This is a genomic window from Streptomyces sp. WZ.A104, assembly GCF_002382885.1.
GTDB lineage: Bacteria > Actinomycetota > Actinomycetes > Streptomycetales > Streptomycetaceae > Streptomyces.
Genome location: NZ_NWVL01000034.1, coordinates 23,733 through 37,112, shown reverse-complemented (window position 1 = coordinate 37,112; position 13,380 = coordinate 23,733). Strand labels below are relative to the sequence as shown.

The following is a 13,380-nucleotide window of genomic DNA, read 5'->3' as shown; positions in this document are numbered from 1 at the left end:
AGGATCCGCCGTCGGGGCGGCGGACGGGCACGGAAGCAAGGCGGGGGAATGCACGTAGGACGGGAAGGGCCCGCGGCCGGCGGGTCGGGAGCGGGCGGGGAACCGGCGGGGCCGCTGGTGGTGGTCCGCCGGAGCGCGGAACTGCTGCGCAGTGCCCCTTCGATACCACTGACCCGACAGGAGCGGGGTCGGCTGGAACGGCTGACGTCCCCCGGAGCGCGTCAGGACTTCGTCGCGGCGCACGTCCTGGTGCGTCTGTGCGCCGCCCGGTTCATCGGCGTCCCGGCGCAGACCCTGGTGGTCCGTCAGGAGTGCGCGCAGTGCGCGGCCGACGACCACGGCAAACCGTTCCTGCCGGACCACCCCGACGTGGGGATCAGCCTCTCCCACACGCGGGGCGCCGTCGCCGCGGCCGCTGGCCGGGGCGAGGTGGGCGTGGACGTGGAGGAGACAGCCGGCGCCAGCTTCACGCCTGCGATCGCGCGCCGCGTGCTCAGCGCACGCGAACTGGAGACGGTCCTGGACTCCGACGATCCCCCATGGACCTTCCTGCGCTACTGGGTGCGCAAGGAGGCCCTGGTCAAAGTCGGGGCCACAGCGCTGGGCAGGTTGCGCGACAGCGACCTCACCGGCACGGACCCGACCCCCGATACCGGCCTCGACCGCAGCCGCGGCTCCGTCCTCGCCGGTGCCGGTGCAGCGGCCGCTGCCGACGTCTTCGACGCGTTCCCCGAGAGGTGCGGGGGCCGGTACTTCCTCGAATGGGCCGCCCCCGACCGCACCCTGCTGGCCGCCGCCGTCGGCCGCACCCCGCCCGTGCTCCTCTCCGACCGGTACACCGACGCGGACCACGAGTCCGCGCCCGGCCCGGGACCCTCGACGTCACCACGTCATCACGCAACCCTCCGACCGCCCTCACCTGGGAAGTTGAACTCATGCCCGACAACCAGCACGCCGACCGGACCTCCCGTACACGCACGGCGGTGCCGCGCCGATTCCTGATGTGCCGGCCGAGCCACTTCGAGGTCTCCTACTCCATCAACCCCTGGATGCACCCGGAGAAACCCGTGGACAACTCGCTGGCGGTGAGCCAGTGGGAGGGCCTGCGGGACCTGTACCGCGAACTGGGCCACACGGTCGTGGAGATAGATCCGCTCCCCGGACTTCCCGACATGGTGTTCGCGGCCAACGGTGCCACCGTCGTCGACGGCAAGGTGTTCGGCGCGCGCTTCCGGCACGCCGAGCGCACCGCCGAGGGTCCGGCGTACCTGTCCTGGTTCCAGCAGCAGGGGTACGAGGACATCCTGTGGCCCGAGTTCATCAACGAGGGCGAGGGCGACATCCTCACCGTGGGGCGCCGCCTGCTGGCCGGCACCGGCTTCCGCACCGACCCCCGTTCGCACTTCGAGGCACAGGAGTTCTTCGGCCTGCCGGTCACCTCCCTGAAGCTGGTGAACCCGGACTACTACCACCTGGACACCGCCATCGCCGTGCTCTCCGACGACGAGGTGATGTACTACCCGCCGGCCTTCTCGGAGGGCAGCCGGTCGGTGCTCCGCGAGATGTTCCCGGACGCCATCCTGGCGACCGACGAGGACGCCGCGGTGTTCGGCCTGAACGCGCTCTCCGACGGGCTCCACGTGCTGCTCCCCAAGGCGGCCACCGGCCTGCAGGCCCGCCTGCGGGAGCGCGGCTTCGAGCCGATCGGCGTGGACCTGGCGGAGCTCCTCAAGGCGGGCGGCAGTGTGAAGTGCTGCACGCTGGAGCTGCGGACCCGATGACACAGGAGACGCACGGCGCGCAGAGCCGCATCCTTGAGCGGTACGACACCACCGCGGTCAACTGTCTGACGGGCGGGTACTCCGCGCTCGCGACCGTACTGGGCCGCCCCGTCGCCGAACAGGCGATATTCGAGCGGGGGAACGGCTACCTGTTCCAAGCCGGGCTGGACGAGGGCGGCTACCCCGAGTACATCTTCCCGGTCGAGGAAGCCGGCGCGCTCGGCATGACGCGGTCCGGCTTCAAGGTGCACACCATCCCGATCGAACCCGCGGCCATGGGCGACCAACTCGTCCGGTTGTTGGCGGAGTTCAAGGGCGTGGTGGTGTGGGTGAACACGGCCCACCTCGGCTACGCGGACGTGTACACCGGGAACGCGCCCTACCTGCACGCCGTGCTGATCGAGGGGGTCTCCGAGGACCTCCGGCATGTGGACGTGCTGGACACGCTGGTCGTCGGCCCCAAGCCGTTCAGCTGCCGGGCCCGTCTGTCCATCGAGGACCTGGTCCGCGCGACGACCGACCACATCAGGACCGAGTCCCACGACGGGATGGGCTTCTTCTACGCGGCCACCGACACCCTGGCGGCGGCCGGCCCGGGTGAGGGGGCGGGCGACGGCGCGCTGGACGGCGTGCTGGCCGAACAGGCTCGGCGGTTCTTCGCCGAGGAACGGTTCCGCGGCGCGATCAACCGCTACCGGGACCTGTCCGCCGCCTGCTTCGCGGGCACCCGGGAACAGGCCGCGATCGGCGCCCGCCGCCTGTTCCACCACAGTTCGGTCCTGTACGCGGTGCCCAGCCTCGTCCTGATGGGCCGTTCCCTCGCGGACGCGGGAGCCGGTGAGGATACGACGGCCCTCCACGAGGAGGCCATGCGCCACTGGCAGGCCATGGGCGTCCTCGCCCTGCGCTACGAGGCCACTGCCGCGCCGTCCGTCCTGGGCCGCATCAACGAGCGGTTCGCCCGGCTCGACGAGGTCACGGTCCGACTCTGGGAATCCCTCATCGGCCGCTGACCCCGCCCGCCCCGCGGGCCGGGCGATCGGGCTGGACGCGCGGTCCCACGTCACCAAGACGACCGCGCGTCCCGCCCGCCCGCCCCCCTCCCGGGCCGACGTCCCACAAAGGGGCATGGAACTGGCGACCTCGCGTCATCGGGGGTCGCGCATTCCGCACTTCCCGAGGGCCGGTGGTCACCGCCCGCGGGAGGCCGGAACCGGCAGCTTCACCGGGAAGCGGTATCCGACGAACACGGTGTCCAGCAGCCCTTCCCCAGCCTCATCCAGAAGGGGACATCACCTCGCGAACCGCCCCCCTCAGGCGACCTTGACCCACTTCGCGACGGAGGGGACGCCGTCGGTGTCGGTGACGAAGAGCATGTACCAGCCGGGCGGCACCAGCGTGGCGTCGTCCGGCACGCTCACACTCACCTCGCCCTCCCCCTTCTTCAGCCCCAGCGCGATGGAGCGCTGCTCCACGTCCGTCGTGTGCGTGACCGCGCTCGGCCGCATCAGCCGGGCCGTCGCGATCCGGTCCGCGTCGGCGCTCTCGAAGGTGATCGTCGCGCCGCGCTCGGCGTCCTGCGGGCCGTCCCCGATCACCGGGCGCCTGTCCTTGCCCCGGTGCAGGGCGGGCGGGGTGTAGACCTCCACGCGCTGCTCGAACTTGCCGAGCTTCGTGTTGTCCTTGTCGCCGTAGAGCGAGTCGGAACCGAAGGTCACCACTCTCCCGTCGGGCAGCAGCAGCGCCTCGGAGTGGTAGTTGCGGCCCACCGTCGGCTCGGCCGCCTCCTTGAAGGAGTTGGTCTTCGGGTCATAGGTCTGCGCCTTGAGGATGTTGCTTGCCCCGCGGCCCCGGTAGTCCTTCGAGCCGCCGCTGGTGAAGACGGTGTCGTCCGGCATGATCACGCTGTTCAGATAGCGCGTGCCCTGCGGCAGATCGGGGCCGGGGCGGAAGGCCGGACTGTCCTCCTTGAGGTCGATGACGGCCGTGCGGGCGGTGGACTTCTTGGACTCCCCGACCCCGCCGCCGCCCAGCACCATCACCTTCTGGTCCTGCACGGGCGGCAGCATCAGCGAGGCGGCCGTCTCCAGCTCGTCGGTGTCGGTCAGCCCGGGGACCTTGGTGAAGGTGTTCTTCTTCAGGTCCCAGATCCCGGGCTCGCGCCCCTTGTCGGCCGGGCCGTAACCGGCGTTCGCCCCCGGGTAGAAGAGCTTGCCGCCCTTGGTGAGGAAGAGCGCCGGGTAGGTCGGGAAGTACTGGAACGGGCCCTTGGACCACTTCTTGGTCTTCGGGTCGTAGATCTCGTTGTCGCCCGGCAGGATCTCACCGACGTCATCGAGCCCGGAGACGGCCAGCACCCTGCCGTCCTCCAGGCCGACCAGCGTGGGATACCAGCGGGCCTCCTTCATCGGGTCGACCCGGATGTACTTCTCGGCCGTCGGGTCGAACTCGTAGGCGGCCCGGATTCCCTGGAAGTCCTGCTTGTCCATGGTGATCTTCTCGGCGAGCCCGTACGAGTTGTCGGCATCCTTGCCCTTCAGGCCGACGATCTCGTACTGCGCGGCGTCGGTCGTCACCGACTCGGGGCCGTCCTTCACCGCCTCGACGAAGACCCGCTGTTCCGCCGCGGTCACCTTGGTCTTCCACGGCTTCATCTGGCCGTTCTTGAAGTACGTGACCTCGAACTCGCGCTTGGCCTTGGGGACGGTGACGTCGAACTTGGCGACGTACTCGACGCCGGAGGGCGAGCGGAAGACCGTGCCCTTCTTCAGCTTCAGGGGCTTGTCCGGGTTCTCGTTCTTGACCCGCATGCCGCCCCCGGCCCGCTGCACCTTGTCGTCGAGCACCTCGTAGCGGGCGGTGCCGCCCGCGATCAGGAGGCGCCCGTCGGGCAGCTGGGCGTGGCCGCCGCAGAAGAAGTCCTCGGGGGTGGGGATCTTCTGGAAGGTGTTCTCGGCCGGGTCCCACAGCACCGTGTCGAAGGTGCCCTCGTCGAAGTGCTTCTGGTCGTTGCCGGAGCCCGCGACGATCAGCACCTTCCCGGTGTGCAGGAGCGCCGCGTGGATCGCGTTGGTGCGGTACTCCTTCGGGATGTCCACCAGCTTCCAGGAGCCGTACTCCGCCTTGTACGCCGGCTGGTCGATCTTGTACGCGTGGTACCTGTCCTCGGCGAAGGAGAGTGCGGCGGGGGCGTTGAGCCCCGCGAGCAGCACCACGGCGCCGCCGCCCAGGAGTGTCTTCTTCATCTTCTTCGAGGGCCGGTAGGCCATGGCTCAGTTCCCTCCTGCGGTGGTGGTGGCGGTGGTGCCCGCCGTCGCGGTGGTGGTGGTGGTGGTCGCCGACGGGGCCGGCGCGGTGGTGACGTAGGTGGGTTCGGGCAGCGGGGGCGCCGGGGCGAGGACCCCGCTCGGGGCCGCGGCACGCTTGTCCTGCCAGTTGGTCCAGGCCCACACGGCGACCGGGGCGAGGGATATCGCCAGGCCCAGCGTGGCCCAGGTCCGCATCGCCACATGGGTGTGGTCGAGGTAGACCGACGCGGCGAGCGAGGACAGCAGGACCGCGGCCCAGAAGAGGTGGATACGGAAGGTGAGCAGCCGGTCCGGGGAGGTCTGGCCGCCCTTGGGCGTGACGACGAACCGTCCGTCGGTGCGCAGGACGGCGGAGCCCAGCGACTTCAGGTAGATCGGCGCCGAGAGCGCGGACATGGCCATGCCGGCGAGTCCGCCGGAGCCCTCGGGTTCGTGCGGCGAGACGTTGTGGCGGCGGTTCCAGAGGTAGAGGCCGATCTGGAGGGCGGCGGCGTCGCTGTAGAGCATCAGCCAGATGGAGGCGGCGACCTGGGTGCCGGACGCCCCGAACCAGAGGAACAGCACACAGCTCAGCACGCCGAGCAGCCAGTTGACGGCGGTCATCGGGTAGTAGACGAGCATCAGCGAGTAGCTGAACAGGCGGCCGGGCGGGACCCGGAACAGCGCCTTGCCGTACTGCTTGAAGAGCGTCTCGTACGTCCCCCTCGACCAGCGCAGCTGCTGGGTGAAGAAGTCCGTCCAGGAGGAGGGCCCCTCGCCGACGGCCAGCACGTCGGGGGTGTATACCGAACGCCAGTAGCGCCCGGTGAGGGGGTTGCGGCGGCGGTGGATCTCGAAGCCGGTCGCCATGTCCTCGGTGATCGAGTCGTACAGACCGCCGACCTGGCGCAGCGCGGCGATGCGGACGACGTTGTTGGTGCCGACGAACATCGGGGCGCCGTAGCGGTTGCCCGCGCGCTGGATGAGCGCGTGGAAGAGGAACTGCTGCGACTCGGCGGCCTTGGTGACGGCCATGTCGTAGTTCCCGTAGACCTGCGGTCCGACGACGAAGGCGACGTCCGGGTCGCGGAAGTAGCCCATCATCCGTTCCAGGAAGTTGGGCATCGGCACGTGGTCGGTGTCGACGGAGGCGAAGAAGTCGTAGTCGCCGCCGTGCAGGGCGATCCAGGCGTTGTAGTTGCCGTGCTTCGTCTTCGCCTTGTGGACGCCCTTCTCCCGGTTCCACTCGGGGACCCCGCGCCGGGTGAAGTGGTGCACGCCCAGCTCCGCGCAGAGCATCCGGGCCCCGGGGTCGTCGCCCTCGTCGAGCAGCCAGACGTCCAGCGGGCCGGAGTGCGTCAGGCGTACGGCCCCCTTGAGGGTGGCGCGGACCATGGAGAGCGGTTCCTTGCCGGGGACGTACGTGGTGAGGAAGGCGACGCGGGTGCCGGGCTCGGGCGTCACCGGAACCGGGTCCCGGGCGACCAGCGTGGCGTGCGCGATGGAGACCACGTTGACCAGCATGAAGATCTCGATCAGGCCGATCGACACCAGCATCACGGTGTCCGCGACGACGAGCCAGCGCTCCCCGTTCTCGCGCTCGGTCCAGTGCGTGGGCCAGACCAGGTAGAGCAGCAGGATGCCGGTGAGCACCGGGGCGAGGGTCATCAGCAGGACGGCCCTTATTCGGTGCTTCTCCGTCGAGAGCAGGCTCTTGTACCGCACGCGGTATCCCGTCGGGTCCGGCTCGGTGAGCGGACCCGCGAGCCGGCTGTAGGTGTCGTAGTCGTAGCCCTCCGACCGCACCGTGCCTCCCACTGTCGAACGGGTTGATATCCCCACAGAAGGCGACGGCTAACGGCGTGTCGACTTGGCAGGTCCGAGTGAGCGGTTTTTGATCCGGCACCGGAAAAGCCCCCGGCCGTGTGGTTCCGGGGGCTTATCGGGTGAACGCGGGGCGTGGTCGCGCGGACGGCGCGTCAGGGGGCGAGATGGCGCTCCACGGTCTCGACCTTCGAGGTCAGACCGTCGGTGACACCGGGCCTGATGTCGGCCTTCAGTACCAGGGAGACGCGTCCCGCGCGGGCTTCGACGGCGGCGACGGCGCGCTTGACGACGTCCATGACCTCGTCCCACTCCCCCTCGATGGAGGTGAACATCGCGTCGGTGCGGTTGGGCAGTCCGGACTCGCGGACGACCCGAACGGCGTCGGCGACGTACTCGCCGACATCCTCACCGACGCCCAGCGGGGAGACCGAGAACGCGACGATCATGCGCTGACCGTGCCCTCGCGGCGGGCGCGGGCGGCGATGACGCCGTCGGCCTCGTAACCCTTGAGGAGCTTGTCGCCGTAGAGGCCGCCGAAGGGGATCAGGGACAGGACGAAGAAGAGGGCGACGCGCTTGAGCGGCCACTTGGCCTTCATCCAGACGTCGAGCAGGAACACGGCGTAGACCACGAAGAGGATGCCGTGGATGAGGCCGAGCGGCATCATCAGGAAGTCGATGTCCGAGACCCGGCTGAGGATCGAGCCGAAGAGGATCAGGGCGGGGAAGGACAGCGCCTCGGGAATCGAGATGAGGCGCAGCCGGTGCAGGGCGGAAGCGGTCTTGATGTCCACAGGGGCACCTTCGGTGGGAGGGGGTCGTGGGCGGGAGGGGCCGTACGGGCTTGTGAACGCGGGCACAAGCCGCTCCCCATTGTGGCATCGCGCCGGTGGGCCCCGGCCGCCGGGGCCCACCCCTCCCCCGGCGCGCGTATCGCCGCATATCAGGGCCTGTGCGGGTGTGCATCAGGGGAGCATCAGGGGCGTAACGGTTCCGTGGGGGGTGTCCGGGGCGGTGAGCGGGCGGCTACCTTCGTCGGGTGGCGATGTTTCGACTCCAAGGCAGCAAGACGCTCGCCGTCGATCTGACGGGCGATGCCGTCAAGGCGAAGAACGGCTCGATGGTCGCGTACGACGGCCGGATGACCTTCAAGAAGATGACCGGCGGCGGTGAGGGACTGCGCGGCATGGTGAGCCGCCGTCTCACCGGCGAGCAGATGACCGTGATGGAGGTGTCCGGACAGGGCACCTGCTACTTCGCCGACCGGGCGAGCGAGATCAATCTCGTCGCGCTGCACGGCGAGAAGCTGTACGTGGAGGCGAGCAATCTGCTGGCCACCGACGCCGGACTGCGCACGGGGACGACGTTCACCGGACTGCGCGGCGGGGCGAGCGGCAACGGCCTGTTCACCACCACCGTGGAGGGCACGGGCCAGGCGGCGATCATGTCGGAGGGGAAGGCGGTGCTGCTGCGGGTGTCCCCGCAGTATCCGCTGATGGTCGACCCCGGCGCGTACATCGCCCATCAGGGCGATCTGCGCCAGCAGCTCCAGAGCGGGGTGAACTTCCGGACGCTGATGGGCGAGGGTTCGGGCGAGGCGTTCCAGATGCGCTTCGAGGGCGACGGCCTGGTCTACGTACAGCCGAGCGAGCGCAACACGGTCGGGGGCGATGTCTGATGCCGTTCCGGGAGATCAACTCCAAGATGGTCGAGGCCACGGTGGCCCCGGGCCAGAAGCTGTTCAGCCAGCGCGGTGCGATGCTGGCCTACCGGGGCGAGGTGTCGTTCACCCCGAACATCCAGGGCGGCCAGGGCGGCTTCGCCTCGATGATCGGCCGCCGGGTGGCGGGCGAGGCGACACCGCTGATGACGGTCGAGGGCTCGGGCACGGTGATGTTCGGCCACGGCGGCCACCACATCCAGGTGATCAACCTGTCCGGCGACACCCTCTACGTGGAGGCCGACCGCCTCCTCGCCTTCGACGGCTCCCTCCAGCAGGGCACGATGTTCATGGGCTCGCAGGGCGGCGTGATGGGCATGGTCCGCGGCCAGGTGACCGGCCAGGGCCTGTTCACGACGACGCTCAAGGGCCACGGCGCGGTCGCCGTGATGGCCCACGGCGGGGTGATCGAGCTGCCGATCACCCCGGGCCGGGACATCCACGTCGACCCGCAGGCGTACGTCGCCCACCACGGGGAGGTCCGCAACAAGCTGTCCACGGCGGTGGGCTGGCGGGACATGGTGGGGCGGGGGTCCGGCGAGGCGTTCCAGCTGGAGCTGAGCGGGAGCGGCGCGGTGTACGTCCAGGCATCCGAGGAGAAGCTGTGAGCACGCCCGTGGTCTTCGATCCGATGACGCTGCCGTCAAACGACAACGTCAACGCCTACACCTTCTGCGTGGAGCTCAAGGGGAGCCGGTGGTTCCTGCAGAAGGGCAAGATGATCGCCTACTACGGGCAGATCGAGTTCGACGGCATCGGGCACGGCCGGTTCGAGCGCCTGGTGCGCTCCAGCTTCCATTCACCGCTGCACGCGAGCGACTGGGTGGTGGCCGAGGGCAGCGGGAAGATGCTGCTCGCCGACCGGGCGTTCGATGTGAACTCCTTCGACCTGGACGACGGGAACCTGACGATCCGCTCGGGGAACCTGCTGGCGTACGAGCCGGAGCTCGCGCTGAAGCAGTCGATCGTGCCGGGGTTCGTGACGCTGATCGGTACGGGGAAGTTCGTGGCCGCGTCGAACGGCCCGGTGGTGTTCATGGAGCCGCCGCTGCGGGTCGACCCGCAGGCGCTGGTGGGCTGGGCCGACTGCCCTTCGCCCTGCCACCACTACGACCACGGTTACATGACGGGCGTGATGGGCGGAATCCGGTCATTGACGGGGATCGGCGGGACCTCGGGCGAGGAGCACCAGTTCGAGTTCGTCGGGGCGGGGACGGTGCTGCTGCAATCCAGCGAGGCGCTGATGGCGGAGCAGGCCACGGGCGCACCGCCGGAAGCGCCGGGCGTTCCCGGTGGCGGGGGTCAACCCGGGTCCGGACCGCGCATGCCCGGCCAGCTGGGGGACCTCCAGCGTCGCTTCGGTTTGTGAGCGGTAGTCTGCGGAGTGTGACATCGAACGCCTGCGCCCAACCGTCGGTGCTTGCCGACGCCTCGTGGGCACTCCGGCGGACCGGGGGCGCCGGTCGTCACACGTCCTCATTTCGTCCGTCTTTCAACTTCTTAGGTAGAATCCATATATGGAGACCGAGACGGCCACCCGCTGGCTGAGCGACACGGAGCAGTGCGCCTGGCGCACCCACCTGGACGTCAGCAGGCTGCTGATGCACCAACTGGAGAAAGACCTCCAGCCGTTCGGCCTGACCATGAACGACTACGAGATCCTGGTCAACCTCTCCGAGTCGGACGACCAGCGGATGCGGATGAGCGACCTCGCCGCCGCCACGCTCCAGTCCAAGAGCCGGCTCTCGCACCAGATCACCCGCATGGAGACCGCGGGGCTCGTGCGGCGTACGCACTGCGAGTCGGACCGCCGCGGACTGTACGCCGTCCTCACCGACCACGGCTCGGAGACCATGCGCAAGGTCGCCCCGCACCATGTCGCCTCGGTACGGCGGCACTTCATGGACCTGCTGCCCCCCGAGGCCCTCGCCGACCTGCACGCGGCCCTGAGCCCGATCGCGGAACACCTGCGCGGCAAGCGCGGCAAGGTGTAGCCGCCCGGGTGCGGGAGCCGGACGCGGCGCCCGGCCCGGTCCTTCAGGCCGGGCGGGGCAGCCACAGCCGGAAGGCCGCGCCCCCCTCCGCCGCCCGGTGGACCGTCAGCGTCCCGCCGTGGCGGGCTGCGACGTCCCGGGCGATGGCGAGGCCCAGGCCCGCGCCGCCGTCGTCCCGGCTGCGGGCGTCGTCGAGCCGGACGAACCGTTCGAAGATCCGCTCGCGCTCGCCCTCGGGAACGCCCGCCCCGTCGTCCCGGACCTCCACCCGCACCCCGTGCCCGTCGGCCGCCACCGACACCACGACCACCTCCTCGGCGTGCCGCTGGGCGTTGTCCAGCAGGTTGCCGACCACCCGGGCCAGCTGCCCCCGCGACCCGTTCACCTCGAACGCCCCGCCTTCGGTCACCTCGACCGTCACCGGGATACGGTCCCCGGTCCGCTGGGACACCTCCTCGCGGACGAGCGCCCCCGCCTCAAGCCGTGCGGCCCCCGGCTTCTCCCCCGCGTCCAGCCGGGCCAGCAGCAGCAGGTCCGCCGCCAGCACCTGAAGCCGTACGGTGTCGGCGACCGCCCCCGGGAGGTCCAGCAGCTCCGGGTGGGCCTCGGCCACCTCCAGCTGGGTGCGCAACGAGGCGATCGGGGACCGCAGCTCGTGCGAGGCGTCCGCGACGAACCCGCGCTGCCGCTCCACCGATGCCTCCAGGACCGTCAGCGTCTCGTTCGTCGTCCGGGCGAGCCGGGCGATCTCGTCGCGCGAATCGGGCTCGGGCACCCGGCGCGCCAGATCCTCGGACGCGGTGATCGCGGCCAGCTCGCGGCGAATGCCCTCGACCGGCCGCAGGGCCCTGCGGGTGACCAGCCAGGTCACCCCGGCGACGACCACCAGCAGCACCGGCAGTCCGGTCAGCATGGCCCCGCGCACCGTGTTCACCGCCTCCTGCTCGGCGGCGAGCGGCGCGCCCGCGTACACCGTGAGGGTGACCCCTTCGGGGGTGGTCGCCTCGACGGCGGCGAAGCGGTAGTCGGCGGTGGTGCGGTCCACGGTGGCGGTGCCGTCGGAGAAGACCGGGTCGCCGGAGGAGACCTCGCCGCGCCCGGGACGGCTGTCGTCGTCATCGTCATCGTCGTCATCGTCGTCGTCATCGGGCGAAGAGGAGGCCCCCGCCGAGGCCGAGGGCATCGGGGTGACGCCCGCCGAGCCCGTACCGGAGATCGCGCGCAGCTCCTCGGACACGAGGACGACCCGGCCCTCCTCGTCGGTGACCTGGACCGGATGGTCCGCCGCGTCGTCCAGGTCCAGTTCGCCGTAGGGCGTGCCCACGGCGAGCTGCCCGGCCGCCTCGCGGGCCGCCACCTCCGCCTGGAGGTCCGCCTGGTCGGTCAGGTTGGCCCGCAGGACGAGGAGGACGGCGAGCCCGGCCGCGACCAGGGCGACGGCGACGACCAGGGTGGCGCCGAGGGCGGCCCTGGCCCGTACGGACCTCACAGCGCCTCCAGCCGGTAACCGGCGCCACGCACCGTACGGATGGAAGCGGCGCCCAGCTTGCGGCGCAGGGTGGAGATGTAGACCTCGACGATGTTCGGGTCGCCGTCGTAGGCGAAGTCCCAGACGTGCTCCAGGATCGCCGCCTTGCTGACCACCTGCCCGGCGCGCAGGGCGAGTTGCTCCAGCACCGCGAACTCCTTGGCGGTGAGGGCGTATTCGTCCTCGCCCCGGTGGACGCGGCGGGCGGCGGTGTCGATGCGGAGGGACCCGACGGTCAGCACGGGCGCGGCCGTTCCGGCCCCGCGGCGGCGCAGCAGGGCTCGCACCCGGGCGACGAGGACGACGTAGCTGAAGGGCTTGGTCAGGTAGTCGTCGGCCCCGGTGTCCAGCCCCTCGGCCTCGTCGTACTCGCCGTCCTTCGCGGTCAGCATGAGGACCGGCACCTCGTGCCCGGCGGCGCGCAGGGCGGCGCAGACCCGGTATCCGTTCATGCCGGGCAGCATGATGTCGAGGATCACCAGGTCGTAGCCGCCCCCGCCCGCCCGGTGCAGCCCTTCGAGCCCGTCGTGCACGACATCCACGGCGAAGCCCTCGGCGGCCAGTCCCCGGGCCAGGGACACCGCGAGACGCTTCTCGTCCTCCACGATCAACAGGCGCATGCGCACAGCCTCGCAAACTCCGCCTGAAGACGGCTTCAGGTGGCTTCAGGCTGCGTTCAGCAAGAGGTCGGCAGTGTGGAACCCGTCGGGCAGCACACCAGCTCCCGACGACCTTCGGGGAGAAACCTCATGAAGCGCAACGCCACCATCGCAGCGATCACCGCGGCCGTCCTGATCGGCGGCACGGCCGCCGCCACCGTCGCCTTCGCGGACGACGACGGCGACCGAACGCCCACCAGGAGCGCAGGCATGGTGAGCACCGCCGACGCTCCCGACGACAGGACGCCGGCCGCCAAGGAATCCGCCCGGATCACCCTCGACCAGGCCGTCGCCGCCGCGCTGAAGAGCGTCCCGGGCACGGTCACCGAGGCCGAGCTGGACGATGACGATGACGATGACGACGGCCGCCGGGGCAACGTCCTGCGCTGGGACGTCGACATCACCGGCAAGGACGGCAAGCAGCACGAACTCCGCGTCGACGCGAAGACCGGCAAGGTCACGGTGGACCGGGATGACGACGACCGGGACAGCCGGGGCGGGGACGCGGACGACCGGAACGACGACCGCGACGACGACTGACGCACCGGCCACCTCGCGGCCGAAGGCCCCGCATCGCTGCTGCGG

At 70.4% G+C, this 13,380-nt stretch carries 14 protein-coding genes; 8 read left to right on the top strand and 6 right to left on the bottom strand.

The window, feature by feature from the left end; all coding sequences use genetic code 11:
- Positions 1–48: 48 nt before the first annotated feature.
- The 3 genes from CIB93_RS19425 to CIB93_RS19415 are packed head-to-tail and all read left to right on the top strand — an operon-like array spanning position 49 to position 2,794.
- Positions 49–1,002 carry a 4'-phosphopantetheinyl transferase superfamily protein gene (locus CIB93_RS19425; protein ID WP_096628398.1) on the top strand — a complete coding sequence of 318 codons (954 nt, stop codon included), beginning with the start codon at positions 49–51 and terminating at the stop codon, positions 1,000–1,002.
- The gene (gene ddaH, locus CIB93_RS19420; RefSeq protein ID WP_096628397.1) at positions 936–1,781 is read left to right on the top strand and encodes a dimethylargininase; all 846 of its coding nucleotides are present in this window, start codon (positions 936–938) and stop codon (positions 1,779–1,781) included. Before CIB93_RS19425 ends, ddaH begins: the two co-directional genes overlap by 67 nt.
- Positions 1,778–2,794 carry a hypothetical protein gene (locus tag CIB93_RS19415; RefSeq protein ID WP_096628395.1) on the top strand — a complete coding sequence of 339 codons (1,017 nt, stop codon included), beginning with the start codon at positions 1,778–1,780 and terminating at the stop codon, positions 2,792–2,794. Before ddaH ends, CIB93_RS19415 begins: the two co-directional genes overlap by 4 nt.
- A 300-nt stretch (positions 2,795–3,094) precedes the next feature.
- Here the strand turns inward: CIB93_RS19415 and CIB93_RS19410 are convergent, their stop codons facing one another.
- The 4 genes from CIB93_RS19410 to CIB93_RS19395 all read right to left on the bottom strand — a co-directional run bounded on the left by CIB93_RS19410 (position 3,095) and on the right by CIB93_RS19395 (position 7,688).
- Positions 3,095–5,050 carry a kelch motif-containing protein gene (locus CIB93_RS19410; RefSeq protein WP_096628394.1) on the bottom strand — a complete coding sequence of 652 codons (1,956 nt, stop codon included), beginning with the start codon at positions 5,048–5,050 and terminating at the stop codon, positions 3,095–3,097.
- A 3-nt stretch (positions 5,051–5,053) separates the two neighbouring features.
- Positions 5,054–6,874, bottom strand: a complete 1,821-nt coding sequence (locus CIB93_RS19405; protein WP_179500167.1) for a glycosyltransferase family 2 protein — start codon at positions 6,872–6,874, stop codon at positions 5,054–5,056.
- 173 nt (positions 6,875–7,047) lie between these two features.
- On the bottom strand, positions 7,048–7,341 hold the full coding sequence (locus CIB93_RS19400; RefSeq protein WP_096628391.1) for an MTH1187 family thiamine-binding protein: 294 nt from the start codon (positions 7,339–7,341) through the stop codon (positions 7,048–7,050).
- Entirely contained in the window at positions 7,338–7,688 is a 351-nt protein-coding gene (locus tag CIB93_RS19395) for a DUF3817 domain-containing protein (RefSeq protein WP_096628389.1), read from the bottom strand. The genes CIB93_RS19400 and CIB93_RS19395 overlap by 4 nt, the downstream gene beginning before the upstream one ends.
- Before the next feature lie 251 nt (positions 7,689–7,939).
- On the opposite strand from CIB93_RS19395, the gene CIB93_RS19390 reads away from it, so the two are divergent.
- From CIB93_RS19390 to CIB93_RS19375, 4 genes are all read left to right on the top strand, one after another.
- A complete protein-coding gene (locus CIB93_RS19390; RefSeq protein ID WP_096628388.1) occupies positions 7,940–8,572 on the top strand; it encodes an AIM24 family protein in 633 nt (210 codons plus the stop codon).
- Positions 8,572–9,222: an AIM24 family protein gene (locus tag CIB93_RS19385; RefSeq protein WP_096628386.1), complete on the top strand. Its 651-nt coding sequence runs from the start codon at positions 8,572–8,574 to the stop codon at positions 9,220–9,222. The genes CIB93_RS19390 and CIB93_RS19385 overlap by 1 nt, the downstream gene beginning before the upstream one ends.
- On the top strand, positions 9,219–9,983 hold the full coding sequence (locus CIB93_RS19380; RefSeq protein WP_096628385.1) for an AIM24 family protein: 765 nt from the start codon (positions 9,219–9,221) through the stop codon (positions 9,981–9,983). The genes CIB93_RS19385 and CIB93_RS19380 overlap by 4 nt, the downstream gene beginning before the upstream one ends.
- Before the next feature lie 148 nt (positions 9,984–10,131).
- Positions 10,132–10,608, top strand: a complete 477-nt coding sequence (locus tag CIB93_RS19375) for a MarR family winged helix-turn-helix transcriptional regulator (protein WP_096628383.1) — start codon at positions 10,132–10,134, stop codon at positions 10,606–10,608.
- Between the two features lie 43 nt (positions 10,609–10,651).
- Here the strand turns inward: CIB93_RS19375 and CIB93_RS19370 are convergent, their stop codons facing one another.
- Together CIB93_RS19370 and CIB93_RS19365 are read right to left on the bottom strand one after the other, a co-directional pair.
- Complete coding sequence (locus CIB93_RS19370) at positions 10,652–12,097, bottom strand: cell wall metabolism sensor histidine kinase WalK (RefSeq protein ID WP_096628382.1); 1,446 nt, start codon at positions 12,095–12,097, stop codon at positions 10,652–10,654.
- On the bottom strand, positions 12,094–12,756 hold the full coding sequence (locus CIB93_RS19365; protein ID WP_096628462.1) for a response regulator transcription factor: 663 nt from the start codon (positions 12,754–12,756) through the stop codon (positions 12,094–12,096). Before CIB93_RS19365 ends, CIB93_RS19370 begins: the two co-directional genes overlap by 4 nt.
- Before the next feature lie 129 nt (positions 12,757–12,885).
- Between CIB93_RS19365 and CIB93_RS19360 the strand changes: the two genes are divergently transcribed.
- The gene (locus CIB93_RS19360; protein ID WP_096628380.1) at positions 12,886–13,335 is read left to right on the top strand and encodes a PepSY domain-containing protein; all 450 of its coding nucleotides are present in this window, start codon (positions 12,886–12,888) and stop codon (positions 13,333–13,335) included.
- Positions 13,336–13,380 lie beyond the last annotated feature (45 nt).